Source organism: Hydrotalea flava (assembly GCF_001623405.1).
Lineage (GTDB): Bacteria > Bacteroidota > Bacteroidia > Chitinophagales > Chitinophagaceae > Hydrotalea > Hydrotalea flava.
On sequence record NZ_LUHG01000087.1, the window covers coordinates 1 to 17,936 of the forward strand.

Genomic DNA, 17,936 nt, shown 5'->3' on the forward strand with positions numbered 1-17,936 from the left:
ACCATATACTTTTATAGTTCCTTTTAATTGGTTGGAGGCTATTAATTTTTGTATTTCTATTCCGGCAGCTACTGAGGCCGTGCCAAATAAATGATGCCCGCAGCCATGCCCCGCTGCCTGTCCGGCAACCGGCTCTTTTTCAGGAACAGCCTGTTGAGATAAACCGGGTAAGGCATCAAATTCAGCCAATATACCAATCACCGGCTGACCGCTACCATAGGTAGCCACAAAAGCAGTGGGAATATCGGCCACTCCGTTTTCAACAGAAAAGCCTGCATTTTTAAGTTGTTCTTGCAGCAGTGCTGAACTCTTTACTTCTTTATAGCCAACTTCTGCAAAGTTCCAAATTTGTAAGGCTACATTTTTGTAGGTGTTGTACTGGCTTTGCAAATCGGCCATGGCAGTTTGTTTGAGTGCATTGGGTTTTTGCGGTGTTTGAGCAAATGGAGCAGACAGCCATAGCAGGCTGTTAGCAAGCAACAGAACAATAAATTTTCTCATAAGTAGTTGGTTTTGGTTGTAAAAAAATGGAAATGTGCTAATAAAAATATCGATTTATACAAATAAATCGTTGAAAAGTGTGGCACCTGGTACCACAGCATATTTATCTAAATTAGTGATGCCTTCTGCTGCCAATACTGCTTCATCAATAAAGGTATTGCCTGTGCAGTCGTTTGATTTTTTTTGCAGGATGATAGCAGCAGCATCGGCCAGGATTTGTGGCGTTCGGCTTTGGTTAGCCAACGCAACGCCGCCCAATAAATTACGTACCGCAGCCGTATCGATGGTGGTTCTTGGCCACAAAGCATTGGATGCAATACCCAGCTCTTTAAACTCATGTGCCCAAGCAATGGCCATCATACTCATATTGTATTTGGTAATTGTGTAGGCAATATGGGGGGCCAACCATTTGGGTTGCATATTCAATGGTGGCGATAAGGTTAAGATATGCGGATTAGACGCTTTTGTTAAATAAGGAACACAGGCCTGTGTAACTAAAAAAGTGCCCCTTACATTAATGCTGTGCATTAAGTCGAAGCGCTTGGGTTCGGTGGAAAGTGTATCTGTTAATTGGATGGCAGAAGCATTATTGATCAGAATATCAATACCACCAAATGCATCCACCGCTTTTTGTACAGCCACTTGAATTTGTTCTTCAAAACGAATATCGGTTTGCACCGGCATTGCCTTAGCTCCAACAGCTTCCACTTCTTGTGCGGCAGAAAAAATGGTACCTCCTAATTTTGGATTTTCTTCCGTGCTTTTCGCGGCAATTACAATATTGGCGCCTTGTTTTGCCAGTTCTAACGCTATGGCCTTGCCGATGCCTCTGCTGGCACCGGTAATGAATACGGTTTTATTTTGAAATAGCATATCCTGTTCATTTAATCAAACAAGATAGCATAATTGCAGGAAGAAAAAAGAAGGAAGACCAATAATTTTATCCCTGATGTTTCAAGAAGATTCAGGTATTACAGCCTATTACCAGCCCAAAAATTGCCGGATGGCTGTTTCTGCTTGCAAACAGGCCTGCTCTAATTCTCTGTTTACAATTTCTATATTAAAATGGTGCTTAAAAGAAATTTCGTAACTGGCTTTACTCATACGGGTAGCAATACTTTCCGGGGTTTCTGTTCCCCGGCTTTCTAATCTTTTTTTCAATTCATCCAAACTGGGCGCTTCAATAAAAATGGACAAGGTATTGTTGGGGTATTGCTGTTGTACATGAATGGCGCCTTTCACATCAATATCCAAAACCGGCACTTTACCTTCCTGCCAAATTCTTTCTATTTCAGCGTGCAGGGTGCCATAATATTTTCCTTCATATACCATTTCCCATTCAATAAATTCATTTGCTTTTATTTTTTCCTGAAAATCGTTGATAGAAATAAAATAATAATCTTTTCCGTCCTGCTCATTGCTTCGAGGGGAACGGGTAGTAGCGGAAATAGAAAATGCTAACTTGGGATATTTTGCTAAAAGATATCGGGTAATAGAAGTTTTACCTGCACCTGATGGCGCCGTGATGATGATGATTTTTTTTTCCGTTGATTCCATTTGCAAATAAAAGAAGAAAAAATGGAGTGGCGTAATTCAGATTTGATGCATTTCGGTAGAAACCATAAGTTTCCATTTATCGGTTGATAAATACGATAGCTTACCAGCATTACATTAAAAAAACATATCGCGTCGGCCATTTCTGTTCAAATCAATAGTAACCCCGATTTATTGGCCTGAATGGAATAGTCCTGTAATGAGAAATACTGCATGGTGGGTGCAGCAGGAGAGGAGGGTGCAGGTGGCACGGGAGAAACGGGTTTTTTCTGACTTGCGGTGGGAAATACCATCAAAAATAACCCAACAAAAAGGCTTTTGTTGTTGTTTAAATTGCTCATTTGAAAAATTTGAAGATTTGTAGATTATATGCCGGCAACAACAGCAGTATCCGCTTGTTTGCTGATAGCAAAACGGTGTGAAATGATTTGTTCATTGGCATGGTCTTCCGTTAACTCTATCCAGCCATCATATTTTTTATTGTCTTTCATTATCTGAAAAGGCAAATACTTTTTATTGACATTCAACCAATTGCTTTCCCAATAATCAGGAATGGCCATGCTAACAACTTTTTGTATCCATACAACATTGGAGGCGCCATACCATTGATATCCGGCAAAGCCCTCTCTTATAATAATGGTTGCTCTGTCAGCAACCGGCGTTGTTTCGTTTGTATCAACCAGTAATGCCGTATATATATCCGTAACAGCCATAAACTGCCACTTGTTTTGTTGTTGTATTGGATCGCTTAACAACATTACGTTAAATGCAATGTCTATTCTTCCGGCCATATTCAAATCATATACCAATGCAGGCTGTTGAGCTTTCACCACAGCATTATTTAGGTTAACATAGTTCATTGGTGAATGGTAACGGCTTGCTGCAGGCAACAAATAGCATTGCTGTAATTGCGGCATACATTAATTTATGGAAAATAATTATTATTTTTGTTGTATGCTTTGTTCATTTCATTTTTAAAATGATACTGATTGCAAAGCTGCCACTTGAACGGACTATAAATGTTGGTATTTGCCATGATTTTAAATTTTGTAGCCGTTCAATATTTTACTGAAATTGGTAGCATCCATGCCCAGATAAGAAGCCAGATATTTATGTGGAGCATAATTTAACAAATGTGCATTTCTCTCCATTAAGGCTTTAAACTTTTCTTCGTTACTATAGCATTGTAATTCTACTTGCCGAAATAAAGTATCATGTAAAGCCTTTGACTTTGTTAACAACTGCTGTATACATGGGTATTTTGCAATTAACTGCTGCACACGCTCATGATGTATGCGTAAAAAATGACTGGCAGTAATGGTTTCAAAAAAATAATAACCGGGATTTTGAAATAAAAAAGCTATCGGCCATTCCGCTAAAAGAAAATGGGTAACTAACTACAGTGTACTTTCTTTACCAGACTCTGTTAAATAACATATTCTTTGTAAGCCTTCCGTAACAAAATACAGGTAACACTCCGTTTTGCCTGCAACCGTAAGCATGGTTTTGCACCTAACACTAATTGGCTGAAATGCCTCTGCGAAAGCATGCAAGGCCGATTCATGTAAATAATGAAGGAAGGCCTGTATATGAATAATAAATGTTGCATTGCAGGGTTCAACATAGCTATGAATGAAAAAAATTATTGCAAGTGCAAAATTCATCAGCGTTAAACAATATGCAAATCACAACATTGTTGAACGGTAAAATTCAATATATCTGAAGTATTTGAATGTATTAAAAACTAAATATATGAATTGTTTCCATTTTTATTAACATTTACTAATACTGTAGTGTGAAGGTTCTTATAAAAAAGTGTATCATTTCCGAACACTTTGTATATATCATAAAAAACAGCGCAACAAATTGCTGCGCCGGTGTGGGGGATAAAAAGAACAATTTATATTCAGTTAGAAACGCATAACTACCATTTTTCTAAACCCAATAATTTTTTTCCCAATGCATTTAATTGTGCTGTTCCATAACGGGTTTGTTCCCATTTTCGCGGATCACCTGGAAAAGCATATCCCTCCGGAGCAATGCGATTTTTCCAGGAATCAACACGCCAGTTTTTTAATGCTTCATTTTCTTCTTCGGCAGGCATCATGGAAATATATTGTGCGATGCGCACTTTATTTTTACTATTATTGGGCCTGATGCCATGCGGTTGCAAGCTGTTAAAGATGAGCAAATCACCTGCCCCCATTTTTACCTTCACCAATTCAAATCCCGTTATATCCGGTTTAAAATGATCACGGTTGGCTGGTTGTGTGGTTTTCCAGGTATCATAAGTTCTAAATAATTCCGGAACACATTGAAAACCACCCATCTCTTCATCTGTTTGATCGGCCAATGCCAGTACACCCTGCACATTTACCGGTTTTGTTTCCGGATCATAATCCCAATGAATAAAGCCTTTGTATTCAAAACCTGGCCTAATGGGGAAATTTAAATTCGCCCGATCAATGGTTACCCATAATTTTTCCGTTCCCCAAATATCTACAAATGCATCATATACACGCTGTGTCATACGGTTATTCCATAAATGTTGGTGGTTATATACTTCCACCATACCGGTATTAATGAGTTCTTTCATTTGCATGTCGGCGCGGGGTGCCGAATACCAGGTTGCAGGGTTATTGGGATCTTTTTCTTCAAACTCCCATAAAAACTGAGCTGTTGCTAAAGCCTGTTCTCGCGGTACGGCATTTTTAATAACAATATAACCATTGCTTATCCAAAACTGCCAGTCTTCCTCACTAAGTACGCGTAATGATTTACCATTGCTTCTGTCGTTCAGTTTATGTTGACTTGATTTTGTTACAGAAGGGTTCCCGGGAATATCTTTATGTGCGTTTGTGGGCACCATTACTGCTGCCATTGTTTTTTCCTGCATACGTAAAAAATTTTTACAATGAATGAATCATTTTTTAAGTGAATAAACGGTATAAAGTAGTAAACCCCTCAGCAACCGTTATTTTCATGCAATAAAAGTACAAGTGCAGAAGTAGGGTTACAAATAGCCCATTGGCCAATTTATATGCTATATTGATATTTTTTTTGATAAATTACAGTTTGTTTACAAATACAGCACCATGCGGGCTAAAAGAGAAAACTGCGAACCCGGCCCTGACAGTTCATTCCGGATTTTGCAGAATCCTAATTTAAATGATATTTTTTACTGGCATTTTCATCCGGAATATGAAATTGTATATGTAGAATCACCTAAGGGTTTAAGGCATATAGGTAATCATATTTCCAATTATGAAGGCAGTGACCTGGCATTGATTGGTCCCAATATACCACACCTCAATTTTGATTATGGTGTTAAAAACAAAGTAGAAACCGTTGTTATTCAAATGCGGGAAGATTTTTTGGGGAATGGAATAATTTCTATTTCGGAATTTGGTGCTATTAGAACTCTGCTTGAGCTGGCAAAGGAAGGTCTGGTTTTTTATGGCGATACAAAATTGAAGGCAGGAACGCTTTTAAAAGAAATACGAACATTACCAAATTTTGAAAAATTAATCCGGTTATTGCAGGTACTTCAACTTTTAGCAAATAGTGATGAAAAAGAAACGCTGAATGTAAAACCCGTATCTGTTTCAGTATTACAAAAAGAAAATGAACGCTTGCAGCAGGTTTATCAATTTATTGAATTACACTATCAGCAATCGATTGACGTAAAGGATGTAGCCAGGCTGTGTAGTTTAACTACTGCAGCGTTTTGCAGATATTTTAAAAAAGCAACACATTTCACTTTTACTGAATTTCTTAACCAATACCGCATCAATCAGGCAAAAAAATTATTGCTGTATCATCAAAATATTACCAATGTTTGTTTTGAGTGTGGCTTTGGCAATATTTCACATTTCAATAAAACCTTCAAAGCAGTTACCGGAGTAACCCCTTCTGTTTTCAGAAAGCATTATTTAAACAGCTAACATTAAAGCAAGCACTACATTTAATAATGCTGCAAATTAATGTGGCTGATTGTTTTTTATTTCCAAAGCATGCAATACTGCCGGAAACAAAGCTTCCATGTATTCTGTTGCACCTCCGGTAGAGCCGGGTAGTGTTAATACCAAAGTGTTTTTAATAAAACCGGCAACACTTCTCGACAGCATGGCATAAGGCATTCGTTCCTGACCATAACGGCGGGCTTCTTCCATAATGCCCGGCAGTTCCATATCTAATAATGGACGAACAGCATCAGGTGTTATATCTCTTTCTGAAACACCGGTGCCTCCAACAAAAAACAATAATTGAATTTCATCAATGGCATACCGTTGTATTTGTTCCTGAATGTATGAATGCTCATCGGGAATAATACCATAATGCACCGTTTGTATATTGTAAGACTTTAGTATTTCTACCACTGCCAAACCGGCCTTATCTGTTGCTTTTTGCTGAAAGATACTGTCAGAGCAAACAATAACTACTGCTTGTAGGGTTGGGGTATCCAAATTTTTCCGATCAGATTTTCCACCTTTTTTTGAAAGCAGGCGTATGTTTTGAATTTCAATATGTGAATCAATTGGCTTAAGCATATCATACAAAGTTAATGCAGCAACAGAAGCGCCATGCATGGCTTCTACTTCAACACCGGTTTTATAAATGGTATGCACTTCAACAATGATTTCTACCGATAATTCCCGGATAGTAAAACGAACATCGGCAAATTCAACTGGTAATGGATGGCAATCCGGAATTACCTCGCTGGTTTTTTTGATAGCAAATAATGCGGCTACTTTGGCGAATGAAAACACATCTCCCTTGGGCACTCTTTTTTCCTGAATGGCTACGATGGTTTCAGGAGCAGATGTTTTTACGTTTGCAACAGCAATGGCTGTACGTAAGCTGTTTGATTTATGGGTGATGTTGACCATATTAATGATTTTCTTTCCAAACAGTATTTTGATTATTCAAAATTTCTTTACCCCAAATAGGTAATTGAAATTTAATGGCTTCAACCAATTCTTCACAGGCTGCAATAGATGCTTTACGATGTGTTGATGAAACAAATACAAATAAACTGATTTTGCCTGCCGGAACTACGCCTAAACTGTGATACACGTGCATACATGTAAGTTCGTATTTTTTAAATAACTCTTCTCTTATATCATGCATTTGCTGCAGAGCCATTTCTTTGTAAGTGGTATATTCTATTGCCTGCACCCTTCCTCCTTCTTTTTCATCGGCCCGTACCTGACCTAAAAATATGCTGTGTGCGCCAATATTTTTTTGGGTGGCGTGTTGTGCAATGCTATTGGCAATTTTTTGCGGAGCAATGGCGCCTTCCACAAATATATTTTTAATACTTTTTGTTTTCATATACTACTGATTAAAATAGGCAGTTAATCCACCTTTTAAACTATATACTTTTTGTTGGGTGTGCTGTTGTAACTGTGCTGCTGCATACACGCTTCTAATTCCATGCTGACAAATTACACAAATATCTTTATGTAAGGGTAGTTCATAATTGGCGGAAGCGAGTTGAGACGCCGGCAACTGCAAGTCAGCAAAATGAATAGCGGGTTCTTCATGATATTCACGAACATCAATTACAAAAAGTTGATTTTCTTTTTGCCTTTTTTTAAATTCAGGAATACTGATTTCAGGAATAGCTGTTTCAGTGGCACAATGCAATGCATAATCCATGGCTTCAAAAGTAGAACGGTCAATTACAGTAAGCGCCTTATTTTTCAACAATTCAATTTCATAAACCACAGCATTCAAAACATGGTAGGTAAATAATCTGCCATCTAACAAACTGCCTAATTCTGTTATTAATTTAACAGCTTCTGTAGCCTGCATGGTACCAATCATTCCCGGCAACATACCCAGTACTCCGGCTTCTTCGCAGGATTTAATTTCATCTGCTGCCGGTGGCACAGGAAAAACATCCCGATACTGAATATTTTTCCCATTATTTTTTGTGTAATTGAAAACCGTCAACTGCCCTTCATACACGGAAACAGCACCGTATATCAAAGGAATATTTAAAAGAGCACAGGCATCATTCAACATATATTTTGCAGAAAAATTATCGGTAGCATCTATCACTATATCATACCCTGTCAGGATTTGTAGTGCATTGTGATTATTGATGTGAAAGGGGTATACCGTTATGTGTGTTTCAGGGTTCAATGCCTGCATTTTTGCTGCTGCAACGGTTACCTTTTTTTCACCCACTTCAGAAGTATTAAATAAAGTTTGACGATGCAGATTATGCAATTGTATGGTATCCCCATCTATGATACCTATTTCTCCAACACCTGCGCCCACCAGATATTGCAAGGCAGGACAACCCAATGCACCGATTCCCACAATCAAGATTTTTGCCTGATACAGCTTTTGTTGTGCTGCCAAGCCAAAACCAGGCAATATCATTTGCCTGCTATATCGTTTTTGTTCAAACATATTTATCCTCCTGAAAATGGTGGCATCAATGCTACCGTATCTCCCTGGTTTAAAATTGTATTTTCCTGCACCATTTTACCATTTACCGCTATAAAATATTTTGCTGTTTGCAATGGCTGGTATTTTTTTTCCAGCAACTGTTTTAATGTTGCTGTATCAGCAACGCCCTCTATCAATTCTTTAGGCTGCCGGGTAATATCGATGAGATTGCCAAAAAATAGTATTTCCATTTTTTAATCTATTGATTATACAAATAACAGTTTGATGGAAGCCATGATTAAAACTACTGCCAGCATGTACTTCATACTTTTTTCATTGAGTTTTTTTGAGCCTGTATAGGCGCCCAGCCAGCCACCCAATAATACTATCATAACAATATAAATAATTTGAGTACTGAGTGGAAATCCTGTTTTAATTTGACCGATCATGCCCGATACAGAATTTAAAAATATAAAGATAGCACAGATGGCGGCTGTTTGTTTTTGTGTAGACCATCCCATCAGCAACAAAACCGGAGCCAATAATATTCCTCCGCCCATACCAATCATTCCAGAAACCAACCCGATAATGGCACCTATTACAAACAATACATACCATTTGGGCGACGGATTTAAAGGCTTATCAGAATTTTGATACAAAAGCCGAATAATAGAAATGAGTAATACTACCCCTAATAGCTTTTTATAAATTGAATCTGAAACTGGCATTATACTGCCAATAAACGCAAGTGGAATAGAGGCCGCTATTAATGGCCATAACAATTTAGATTTGAAATGACCGGCTCGATAAAATGAAACAAAGGCAATGAACGATACCAATGTGTTGAGCAATAATGATGTGGGCTTCATTACAGCCGGACTAAAACTTAACAAGGCCATTACAGCCAAATAACCACTTGCACCACCATGCCCAATACTGGAATAAAAAAACGCTACCAAAAAAAACAATAGGTACAACCAAATTTCATGCATACAATAATAGTTCTATATAAATAAATATATTTTTACTTCCTGCTGTGCGGCAATGAATGTCCACTCTTCATCCAGCTCTATCCAACAGTTCGCCTTTCCCAATGCACTTAACTGATAAGAAGCCTGTGCTGGCAAAACAGTTACTTCTCCTGATTCATAGTATCCTTTCAGGAATTGTGTAAGTGGAATGGTTTTTTTGAAGGGCGCTTTCAAACGAGCGGTTGCCGAACGAATAGTCTGTGTTCCACTCATTTGTTCAATAGTAGGCAGTACATACTGATATAAACAGGAAAGCACTGCTGCCGGATTACCGGGTAAGCCAAAAACCAATCTGTTTTCGCGAGTACCAAAAAACAAGGGTTTCCCCGGCCTTTGTTTTACTTTATGAAAATGTGGTGTTATACCGGCTTTCTCGCAAGCAGCAGGTACAAAATCAAAATCGCCTACACTTACCCCGCCGGTTAATATCAATACATCAAATTGTGTTACCAGTGCAGCAATTTTTGTAAACGTTTCGTTTAAGTTATCGTTTACATATTGCACAGTTATATTTACAATACCCAATTGTTGCAAATGTGCCTGAATGGAGAAGGCATTAGAATCGTATACCTTCCCAAAGGTTAAGGGCATGCCGGGTTGTACCAACTCATTCCCCGTAATTAGGATAGCCACCGACGGTTTTTGAATAACCGGTACTTGGGTAATGCCTGCACTGGCCAACAAACCAATATGTGCCGGACGCAGAACAGTTCCTGCTTCAATTAAAACTGTATTTTTTTCTAAATCGGAGCCTTTTTCCCGAATGTGATCGCCCAACTGAACTATACGATCGGATTGTATTTGAATAGATTGGTTAATTAGATTTACATATTCTTTTTGTACAACGCAATCGGCACCATCCGGTATAGGGCCTCCGGTATAAACGCGAATGGCCATTCCGTTTTCTAACGTCAATTGTTGTGAAGTTCCGGCAGGTAATGCATCCTGAATGAGCAATGTTTTTTCTTTTTCAACATAATAAATAGCATAACCATCCATAGAGGATTGACGAAATGCAGGAAACTGAATCGGGCTTACGATGGTTTGCGCCAATGCATAGCCTAGTGCCTGAAGAATAGGACGCTCTATTGTTGACAATGTTTTAGAATGACTGTTGATAATTTGTTTTGCTGTTGCTACTGAAATCATATTGCTAGTTATTAACCGCCAATGGCAATCATACTTCTGTTGTGTAATGTATTGGCATCAATTAAATTGAATTGCTTAGAAAATTGTCCGCCCAGCGCTTTGTGTTTGGATAAAAGATTCTGCTGTATAAGTGGTAACACATCCTGCTGATTGCGAAGTGGTGTTAATAAATCAGTTTCCTGTTCTGCAAACAAGCAGTTTTTCATTTTGCCATCTGCAGTTAAACGAATACGATTACATCCTTCACAGAATGGTGCACTCATGGTGCTAATTACGGCAAAAGTACCGGCATAATTTTCAATACAGTATTGTTTACTGGTATCGTGTACATCATTTTGTATGGGGATGATGGTATGTTTTTTTTGAATGGTTTCCACCATTTGTGCCCAGGTAACCAATTTATCGCTTTTCCATTGATTTCCATCAAAAGGCATGAATTCTATAAATCGAACGTCAATGGGGGTATGTTGTGTCCATGCCACAAAATCCAATAGCTCATTGTCATTTACTCCTTTTACCACTACTGCATTTACTTTTACTTTAAAGTTGTGCTGTAACAATGCATCAATATTTGCTTTTACCCGTTTAAATTCATCGCGGCGGGTAAGTTGTTGAAATTTTTCTTTTTGCAAAGTATCTAAACTAATATTTACAGATGAAATGCCAGCCCCTTTAAAACTTTCTATAAATTCATGTACCCGAACACCATTGGTAGTAATGGTTAATGTTACCGGCAGGCTGCTCAACAATTCAATAATTTTTGGAGCATCTTTTCGAACCAGCGGTTCGCCACCCGTTAATCTTATTTTGGTGATGCCTTCATTCACAAAAATTTTGGCCAGTTCTAAAATTTCATTCGGCTGCATTAATTTGGCCGATGGCATAAAAGTATAATCAGCTGCCGGCATACAATAAAAACAACGAAGGTTGCAATTATCGGTCAACGAAATACGTAAATAAGTATGTTTGCGTTGATGGGTATCATTTAGCATTATTTTCATTATTAAGGAGGCAAAATTTTTCATAATCCTCCGGTGTATCAATATCAATTCCCCCTAAAGGAAAAGCAATAGTAGCCAGATCTTTTCGGTATTGATGTATTATTTTTCTGGCACCCATATCTCCTTTCAATTCTAATAACTTTGCAAAATAATGTTCTGCAAATAAAACGGGCGTTCCAAGAATGCCATCATATTCCGCTGCTACAATGCCTTTTTGTGTATGTTGTTGCAAGGTTAACATGTTTTGTAAAAGGATACTATTCAAAAAAGGCTGATCACTTACCAGCAAAAACAAATGTGTGGCGGGTAATGGTGTTAGCATAACGTGCTCAATCCCTTTTTGAATAGAAGTAGCCATCCCCTTTTGCCAGTTTTCATTGTACACAATATCCACATCCTTTTGCCAATTCATTTGTTCCAGAATAAGTTGGTGATAAAAACCGGTAACAATCAGCAAATGTTGCGGCTGTATTTGTTTCACCTCTTGAACCAAATGCAGTAACAGGTTGGTGGATTGATACGGCAGTAACATTTTTGCTCGTCCTATTCGGGTTGCTGCCCCTGCCGCCAGTATGATTACACCGGTACTCATATTGTGGCAGCATGAATGGGGAATGACTTCTCTCTTAAATGAATGGGTGATTGTTGATGCATCACCGACATAATTTCTGCAGCAATGGAGAGTGCAATTTCTGCTGCAGTTTCTGCACCCAAATCCAGCCCCGTTGGTCCATAAATAGTTTGTAGCTGCTTTTCGTTGTAGTGAATACCCTGCAGTTCTAAATCATGTAACATTCTGTTTCTTTTTGTGACTGGCCCCAATAAACCAATATAAGATAATGGTGTGGATTGCAAGGTTGAGAGCACGGCCAAATCATAATTATAATTATGCGTCATTAAAGCAACGGCAGTTTTGGCATCTGTCTGTAATTTTCCTGCTACTTCTTCAGGTTTACTTATCAAGATTTGATTTGCCATAGGGAAGCGTTGATGGGTTGCATGTGTTTTTCTTCCATCAGCTATTACCACATCCCATCCCAGCGTTGCTGCTATCTGCGCCAATGGCATCGCGTCATTGCCAGCACCCACAATTACCAATTGAATGGAGGGCTGTACCCATTGAATAAAAAATTGGTGTTTTTTTCCCTCCCAAGCAACCATCACATGATCCGATTTTTCTGTTGCAATAACCGAGGCAATCGGTTCTGCTAACTGTTGTTGCAATGAAAGTGGCAGAAATTCAGCAGTAGTAGTACCGAAATGCTGATCATTTTCCAGTGCATAACTGCATATCAGTTGCGCAGGTTTTCTGTTGGCCACGGCTTTGCGTAATAGCTGAATAGGGGCATGTTCATTGGTATCGTTGATGCGTAAGGGTTCAAACAATATTGAAACAATGCCATTGCAACCTAACTGAATGCCCAGTTTAGCATCATCTTCATCGGTAGTATCATACACCACTATTTTCTTTTTATCCTGATGCATGGCCAACAATGCTTTTTTCAAAGCATCACCTTCCAAACATCCGCCGCTGATGGCACCGGTTAATTCGCCCGTTTCATTCACCAACATCCTGGCACCGGGCCTTCTGTAAGAAGAACCATCCACATGCACCACAGTGGCCAGTGCTGTTTGTTGTTGCAAACGGCAGGCCGCATCATACGCTGCAATAATATCTTTTATTTCTTTCATGCGGCAGTCTGTTCTGATTATTCACGCAAATGATTCACCTGTTCCGGCGTTACCAATCCTTTTAAGCGATTGCCCCAGGCATTTCTGGTGTAGTTTAAAATATCGGCAATTTGTTCGCTGGTTAAATAATCCTGTGCCGGCATAATATTGTTATACGATACACCATTCACGGTAATTGCACTGGTTTGCCCTTTTAATACCACATTAATTAATTCAGCTATCGGCTTTTGCATAAAATCTGATTTGGCCAAAGGCGGAAAAACGCCCTCCTGTCCCTTGCCATTTTCCATGTGGCAATTTTGGCAATACATGCCGTATGCTTCCTTACCTCTTGCTATGCTTTCTTTCAATGCCTTGTCCTGTTGAAAAGAAACAGCCAAAACGCCAAGCGTTAATAATGCCATGCTACTGATTAGTTTTTTCATGTGTACATTTTTATGTTTCCATTGGTAATTTGAAATAGCAGAATAATTCATCCGGTTAATTTATAACCTTCCACGGAGCAATTTCATGCATAATTGATTTATACTTGAATGCTTAAACAATATGGTTGATATCAAAAGGCAATTTGCGAATTCTTATTCCGGTGGCTGCATAAATAGCATTACAGAGTGCCGGAGCAAAAGGTGGTAAACCCGGTTCGCCCACGCCTTTTATTTTAGGACCGCCATTGGCCATAATGTGCACTTCAACCGGTGGCATTTCATTGATGCGTATCAATGGATTGTTGTTGAAATTACTTTGAACCGTTTGACCATTGTTGAAGGTTATACCATTTTTAATAGCAGCACTCAAGGCCATTACAGCGGCTCCTTGCACTTGCCCTTCTACCGTATCGGGATTTACCACTGTTCCCAAATCAATTACAGCGTATGCTTTTTCTATTTGAATGCCATTGCCTTTTTTTGAAACCTCTACCACATAACCGGCCAATCCTGCAAAAAACTCCCATTGCGCCACACCCCTGCCCCAGCCAGCCGGTAATGGCGTATCCCATTTTGACACTTCTTTTAATTTTTGCATCAGGGTTTTGGTATCTGTGTTCTTGGTCAGCATACTCAACCGAAATGCCATCGGATCTTTTTTAGCAGCTACCGCCATTTCATCTAAAAAGCATTCATGTGCAAAAGCCAGCGTAGTACTGGTAACGGCACGCCAGGCAGCAGTAGGTACGGGTATATAGTGAAATACATACAAATTCTTCATGTTCGGAATCTCATACTTCTGTTCACTGATGCCTTCGGTCATTGTACCATTCGTCTTTGTTTTATCATAATTTTTATTACCATCTAAAGTAGGGGCAATCACTTTGTGTTGAAAAGCTACCGGTTTGCCATCAGCAGTCAGTGCACCTTTAAAAGCAGAAAAAGTCATAGGTCGGAAGGGGCCCATTTTGGTATCATCCTCTCTTGTCCATAATGATTTAACGGGTTTGCCAATTTTTTTACTGAGCTCAATTGCTTCTTCTACATAGTCGGGATACAATCTTCTGCCGAAACCTCCTCCACTAAACAGCACATGGATGGTAATATTTTCTTCTGGAATATTGTATTTTTTGGTAAACTGTTCCATTATTCTACCCGGCACCTGCGTAGATGCCCAAATTTCAATTTTATTGTCATCATACCAATTACATACACAGTTCATAGGTTCAATGGGGGAATGTGACACCACCGGTGTTTCATAAAATGCTTCTAATTTAACTGGTGCTTCGGCAAATGCTTTATCAAAATCGCCGGATTGATGGTCAACGGCTCCTTCTTCTTTGGCCGATTGGCGTAAACTTTCTGCAAAATCTTTTGAATTGAACGATTCATTCCCATCATAATCCCATGTTACCTTCAAGGCTTTTCTTCCCTGAAGGGCAGCCCAGTAATTTTCAGCCAATACGGCCACACCCACAGAATGGTGGCCATTAATGTCGCGTTCACAGGTTTCAACCCCAATTACCCCTTTCACCTTTTTCGTGGCCGTATCATCATACTTCACCAATTTTCCACCAAATACAGGGCAACGTTCAATAGAAGCATACACCATGCCCGGCACTTTTGCATCAATACCAAACATGGCTTTGCCGGTTGACTTTAATGGAACATCGGGACGAGGATACCGTTTGCCCAGTATTTTAAAGTCTTTCGGCTCTTTTAACGTTGGACTTTTGGGTACATCTAATTTGGCTGCAGCTGCCGCTACATCACCATAACCCAAGGTTTTGCCGGATGGGCGATGGATAATTTTAGCATTATCGGCATAACATTCACTTACCGGAACGCCCCATTGCTGGGCAGCAGCCATCAATAACATTTCTTTGGCGGCAGCTCCTATTTGGCGCATTTGTATATAACTGGTTCTTACCGATGCACTCCCTCCGGCAAACTGTCCGTTACCATATTTTTTTTGCCCACCGGTTTGTTGAATAGTTACGCCCTCTAATGGTACCTCTAATTCTTCCGCAATTAATGAAGGCACCGATTGATAAACACCCTGTCCAATTTCGGGACGGGGATTCATGAGGGTAATTTGCCCGGTTGGTTCAATGATGACAAATGGCGATAAATCGTAACCTGTTCCGGTTAGTTCTTGTAGTGTATGTTGCTTTTCTAAATAGGAGTTGGTAATTTTTTCAATTACCGATTCTCCATTTGCTTTTAAAGAAAGGCCAATCATAAGGCCGGTACCGGTAAATCCTGATAATTTCAGGAAATTACGGCGATTTATGGTTGATGTTGACTCTGACATATTCTGATCATTTTATAGATTAAGCATGCATGATTTCTGAGGCACGATGGATGGCAGAACGGATGCGCTGATAGGTACCGCATCTGCAAAGATTTCCCTGCATGGCAGCATCAATATCGGCATCGGTAGGTTTGGGTTTATTTTTTAGCAATGCAGTAGCACTCATAATCTGGCCCGACTGGCAGTAGCCGCATTGTGGAACCTGCAATTCAATCCAGGCCTTTTGTACTGCCTGTCCAATTTGGTTTTCTTCCAACCCTTCAATAGTAGTAATATTTTTACCGGCTGCAGCGGCAACAGGAAAACTACAGGACCTAACGGGACTACCATTTACATGTACAGTACATGCGCCGCATTGCGCAATGCCGCAGCCAAATTTGGTGCCTGTTAAATCAACATAATCTCTAATGGCCCATAATAATGGCATGTCAGGTGCCGCATCAATTGTATAGGTTTTATTGTTTACGGTTAAAGTAATCATGATTTACTTTTTTTATAGATTGAAATATTTTTTACAGAACAATAGCATTGAAACGACTTCATAAAACATGGAATGCTATAATCTCCAAACAAAACGAACATACCGGCCATGTAATAATCAAAGTTTAAATTTAAGCAACAAAACAATAGCTCAAACAAAACATTTGTACTAGCGTTTGAATTTTAACAGAAAAAATTAGACGGAGATAAAATAGTATGCAATGCTTCGTGGGTGAAGACGAACCACTGTTATTTGATGAAACGATTTTTTTTCATGAAAGGTTACAGCATTTGTTCAATTCTTCTTTTATAACCATTAGCCAAAAATAGGTTTCAACTATAACTATACAATTTAGTTATTCAACACCCGTTTTCTTTACAATTGCTTTAGATACTTTATGGGTAAGACCATTTTGCTGCTGTTTCTTTACAAATTAAAGTTTTTATACCCTAAACCCGGTGACAAATTGAAACCCAATATTAAATATTATATTAAATTAGATGTTTAATTTTTTATTACAAAACCATATATTTTAGATATAAATTTACAATTTTTAGTTTTAATTTTTGAATTTTACCTAAAAATAAACTAAAAATTTAAATATTTATTTTAATAATTTATTTTGGAAATCATATAATAATATTTATAAGTAATTGATTAACAAATATTTATAATTATTTTTTTACTTTGGACATCATAAATAGTTATAAATATTTGTTTGTTTATAATAAAAAATACTTACAATTTTACTTAACAGAGGGAACAAGAGAGAAAATATTTTTAAGATTTTTCATATGGCAAGCAATCGTTAGAGGCTATTCTGTTTCTACAGAATGGCCCTTTTTTAATTTAATGTAAAGCCAATTTGTAAATTACCTCCAACTGAAACCGGCACATTATTACCAAAACGTGTTGGAATGGAAACCGAAAACCAATAATCTACATCTTTTGTCTTTAAATATACTTTATTAAATACAGGAGTAAACCCATATCTACCTTGAGTTTCAAAGGCTAAACGCGGAACAAAATTAAATCCATTTTTTCCTCTGAATATTATTCCCGGATCAAATAGTAAATTATTGGTTCTACTAAAAGCTGTTCCACCGGTGGGATGATACCATTGCACCAATGGAGTAATTTCATAACTAACCCCAAACTTTTTGCTATAGTAAACATTTAAACCAATTGGAAACCCTATTGTTGTAAATTTTTGAAACTCTGCAGTGGTTCCATCTTTCGAGAAGGTTACCCACGGAATAATAAAACTAAAATAGCCTTTTACCTCATGATTCGCAGTGGCGGGCTTTTCTATTGTTTGCCCATTTATGGATTCTAACATTATTAATAATATGGCAAACACAACATAAAAACGGTAACTTTTCATTT

At 38.4% G+C, this 17,936-nt stretch carries 20 protein-coding genes and 1 pseudogene; 1 reads left to right on the top strand and 20 read right to left on the bottom strand.

All coding sequences use genetic code 11. From position 1 onward, the window contains the following. The 7 genes and pseudogenes from A0F92_RS10060 to A0F92_RS10095 all read right to left on the bottom strand — a co-directional run. Nucleotides 1-501, bottom strand: a pseudogene (locus A0F92_RS10060) (amidohydrolase); the annotation flags it as partial. A 54-nt stretch (nt 502-555) separates the two neighbouring features. After that, the gene (locus A0F92_RS10065; RefSeq protein WP_068245209.1) at nt 556-1,374 is read right to left on the bottom strand and encodes an SDR family oxidoreductase; all 819 of its coding nucleotides are present in this window, start codon (nt 1,372-1,374) and stop codon (nt 556-558) included. Nucleotides 1,375-1,482: 108 nt separating this feature from the next. After that, nucleotides 1,483-2,058: a guanylate kinase gene (gene gmk, locus A0F92_RS10070; protein ID WP_068245212.1), complete on the bottom strand. Its 576-nt coding sequence runs from the start codon at nt 2,056-2,058 to the stop codon at nt 1,483-1,485. A 146-nt stretch (nt 2,059-2,204) separates the two neighbouring features. Then, nucleotides 2,205-2,396: a hypothetical protein gene (locus A0F92_RS10075; RefSeq protein WP_068245215.1), complete on the bottom strand. Its 192-nt coding sequence runs from the start codon at nt 2,394-2,396 to the stop codon at nt 2,205-2,207. Nucleotides 2,397-2,420: 24 nt separating this feature from the next. Continuing rightward, nucleotides 2,421-2,972 carry a hypothetical protein gene (locus A0F92_RS10080; RefSeq protein WP_167517007.1) on the bottom strand — a complete coding sequence of 184 codons (552 nt, stop codon included), beginning with the start codon at nt 2,970-2,972 and terminating at the stop codon, nt 2,421-2,423. Between the two features lie 123 nt (nt 2,973-3,095). Then, nucleotides 3,096-3,335 (bottom strand): cyclic nucleotide-binding domain-containing protein, encoded by a 240-nt coding sequence (locus tag A0F92_RS15620; protein WP_167517008.1) that lies wholly within the window; start codon nt 3,333-3,335, stop codon nt 3,096-3,098. 644 nt (nt 3,336-3,979) lie between these two features. Next, entirely contained in the window at nt 3,980-4,951 is a 972-nt protein-coding gene (locus A0F92_RS10095; RefSeq protein WP_068245225.1) for a phytanoyl-CoA dioxygenase family protein, read from the bottom strand. Nucleotides 4,952-5,150: 199 nt separating this feature from the next. Between A0F92_RS10095 and A0F92_RS10100 the strand changes: the two genes are divergently transcribed. Continuing rightward, nucleotides 5,151-5,999, top strand: coding sequence for an AraC family transcriptional regulator (locus A0F92_RS10100; RefSeq protein ID WP_068245228.1), 849 nt, complete (start codon nt 5,151-5,153; stop codon nt 5,997-5,999). 36 nt (nt 6,000-6,035) lie between these two features. Here A0F92_RS10100 and moaCB read toward each other — a convergent pair whose 3' ends face one another. The 13 genes from moaCB to A0F92_RS10165 form a co-directional block, all read right to left on the bottom strand. Beyond that, entirely contained in the window at nt 6,036-6,944 is a 909-nt protein-coding gene (gene moaCB / locus A0F92_RS10105; RefSeq protein WP_068245230.1) for a bifunctional molybdenum cofactor biosynthesis protein MoaC/MoaB, read from the bottom strand. 1 nt (nt 6,945) lies between these two features. After that, nucleotides 6,946-7,389 (bottom strand): molybdenum cofactor biosynthesis protein MoaE, encoded by a 444-nt coding sequence (locus A0F92_RS10110; RefSeq protein WP_068245233.1) that lies wholly within the window; start codon nt 7,387-7,389, stop codon nt 6,946-6,948. A gap of 3 nt (nt 7,390-7,392) precedes the next feature. Next, nucleotides 7,393-8,478 carry a HesA/MoeB/ThiF family protein gene (locus A0F92_RS10115; RefSeq protein WP_068245235.1) on the bottom strand — a complete coding sequence of 362 codons (1,086 nt, stop codon included), beginning with the start codon at nt 8,476-8,478 and terminating at the stop codon, nt 7,393-7,395. Nucleotides 8,479-8,480: 2 nt separating this feature from the next. Then, nucleotides 8,481-8,708 (bottom strand): MoaD/ThiS family protein, encoded by a 228-nt coding sequence (locus tag A0F92_RS10120; RefSeq protein WP_068245237.1) that lies wholly within the window; start codon nt 8,706-8,708, stop codon nt 8,481-8,483. A gap of 15 nt (nt 8,709-8,723) precedes the next feature. Next, a complete protein-coding gene (locus A0F92_RS10125) occupies nt 8,724-9,449 on the bottom strand; it encodes a sulfite exporter TauE/SafE family protein (RefSeq protein WP_068245240.1) in 726 nt (241 codons plus the stop codon). A 12-nt stretch (nt 9,450-9,461) separates the two neighbouring features. Further along, complete coding sequence (locus A0F92_RS10130; protein WP_068245243.1) at nt 9,462-10,637, bottom strand: molybdopterin molybdotransferase MoeA; 1,176 nt, start codon at nt 10,635-10,637, stop codon at nt 9,462-9,464. Between the two features lie 11 nt (nt 10,638-10,648). Beyond that, on the bottom strand, nt 10,649-11,638 hold the full coding sequence (gene moaA / locus A0F92_RS10135) for a GTP 3',8-cyclase MoaA (protein ID WP_253810345.1): 990 nt from the start codon (nt 11,636-11,638) through the stop codon (nt 10,649-10,651). Then, complete coding sequence (locus tag A0F92_RS10140) at nt 11,619-12,230, bottom strand: nucleotidyltransferase family protein (protein WP_068245245.1); 612 nt, start codon at nt 12,228-12,230, stop codon at nt 11,619-11,621. Before A0F92_RS10140 ends, moaA begins: the two co-directional genes overlap by 20 nt. After that, a complete protein-coding gene (locus A0F92_RS10145) occupies nt 12,227-13,330 on the bottom strand; it encodes an XdhC family protein (protein ID WP_068245248.1) in 1,104 nt (367 codons plus the stop codon). The genes A0F92_RS10140 and A0F92_RS10145 overlap by 4 nt, the downstream gene beginning before the upstream one ends. Nucleotides 13,331-13,347: 17 nt before the next feature. Continuing rightward, nucleotides 13,348-13,755 carry a c-type cytochrome gene (locus A0F92_RS10150; protein WP_068245378.1) on the bottom strand — a complete coding sequence of 136 codons (408 nt, stop codon included), beginning with the start codon at nt 13,753-13,755 and terminating at the stop codon, nt 13,348-13,350. Between the two features lie 112 nt (nt 13,756-13,867). Next, nucleotides 13,868-16,069 carry a xanthine dehydrogenase family protein molybdopterin-binding subunit gene (locus A0F92_RS10155; protein WP_068245251.1) on the bottom strand — a complete coding sequence of 734 codons (2,202 nt, stop codon included), beginning with the start codon at nt 16,067-16,069 and terminating at the stop codon, nt 13,868-13,870. A 19-nt stretch (nt 16,070-16,088) separates the two neighbouring features. Next, nucleotides 16,089-16,550, bottom strand: coding sequence for a (2Fe-2S)-binding protein (locus A0F92_RS10160; protein ID WP_068245254.1), 462 nt, complete (start codon nt 16,548-16,550; stop codon nt 16,089-16,091). An 844-nt stretch (nt 16,551-17,394) separates the two neighbouring features. Beyond that, entirely contained in the window at nt 17,395-17,889 is a 495-nt protein-coding gene (locus A0F92_RS10165; protein ID WP_167517009.1) for a hypothetical protein, read from the bottom strand. Between the last annotated feature and the right edge of the window lie 47 nt (nt 17,890-17,936).

Excerpts from the sequence above, each read along its gene's own strand:
- A0F92_RS10065 (WP_068245209.1), bottom strand. The coding sequence starts at position 1,374 with ATGCTATTTCAAAATAAAACCGTATTCATTACCGGTGCCAGCAGAGGC.
- gmk (WP_068245212.1), bottom strand. The coding sequence starts at position 2,058 with ATGGAATCAACGGAAAAAAAAATCATCATCATCACGGCGCCATCAGGT.
- A0F92_RS10075 (WP_068245215.1), bottom strand. The coding sequence starts at position 2,396 with ATGAGCAATTTAAACAACAACAAAAGCCTTTTTGTTGGGTTATTTTTG.
- A0F92_RS10080 (WP_167517007.1), bottom strand. The coding sequence starts at position 2,972 with ATGCCGCAATTACAGCAATGCTATTTGTTGCCTGCAGCAAGCCGTTAC.
- A0F92_RS10095 (WP_068245225.1), bottom strand. The coding sequence starts at position 4,951 with ATGCAGGAAAAAACAATGGCAGCAGTAATGGTGCCCACAAACGCACAT.
- A0F92_RS10100 (WP_068245228.1), top strand. The coding sequence starts at position 5,151 with ATGCGGGCTAAAAGAGAAAACTGCGAACCCGGCCCTGACAGTTCATTC.
- moaCB (WP_068245230.1), bottom strand. The coding sequence starts at position 6,944 with ATGGTCAACATCACCCATAAATCAAACAGCTTACGTACAGCCATTGCT.
- A0F92_RS10110 (WP_068245233.1), bottom strand. The coding sequence starts at position 7,389 with ATGAAAACAAAAAGTATTAAAAATATATTTGTGGAAGGCGCCATTGCT.
- A0F92_RS10115 (WP_068245235.1), bottom strand. The coding sequence starts at position 8,478 with ATGTTTGAACAAAAACGATATAGCAGGCAAATGATATTGCCTGGTTTT.
- A0F92_RS10120 (WP_068245237.1), bottom strand. The coding sequence starts at position 8,708 with ATGGAAATACTATTTTTTGGCAATCTCATCGATATTACCCGGCAGCCT.
- A0F92_RS10125 (WP_068245240.1), bottom strand. The coding sequence starts at position 9,449 with ATGCATGAAATTTGGTTGTACCTATTGTTTTTTTTGGTAGCGTTTTTT.
- A0F92_RS10130 (WP_068245243.1), bottom strand. The coding sequence starts at position 10,637 with ATGATTTCAGTAGCAACAGCAAAACAAATTATCAACAGTCATTCTAAA.
- moaA (WP_253810345.1), bottom strand. The coding sequence starts at position 11,638 with ATGAAAATAATGCTAAATGATACCCATCAACGCAAACATACTTATTTA.
- A0F92_RS10140 (WP_068245245.1), bottom strand. The coding sequence starts at position 12,230 with ATGAGTACCGGTGTAATCATACTGGCGGCAGGGGCAGCAACCCGAATA.
- A0F92_RS10145 (WP_068245248.1), bottom strand. The coding sequence starts at position 13,330 with ATGAAAGAAATAAAAGATATTATTGCAGCGTATGATGCGGCCTGCCGT.
- A0F92_RS10150 (WP_068245378.1), bottom strand. The coding sequence starts at position 13,755 with ATGAAAAAACTAATCAGTAGCATGGCATTATTAACGCTTGGCGTTTTG.
- A0F92_RS10155 (WP_068245251.1), bottom strand. The coding sequence starts at position 16,069 with ATGTCAGAGTCAACATCAACCATAAATCGCCGTAATTTCCTGAAATTA.
- A0F92_RS10160 (WP_068245254.1), bottom strand. The coding sequence starts at position 16,550 with ATGATTACTTTAACCGTAAACAATAAAACCTATACAATTGATGCGGCA.
- A0F92_RS10165 (WP_167517009.1), bottom strand. The coding sequence starts at position 17,889 with ATGTTAGAATCCATAAATGGGCAAACAATAGAAAAGCCCGCCACTGCG.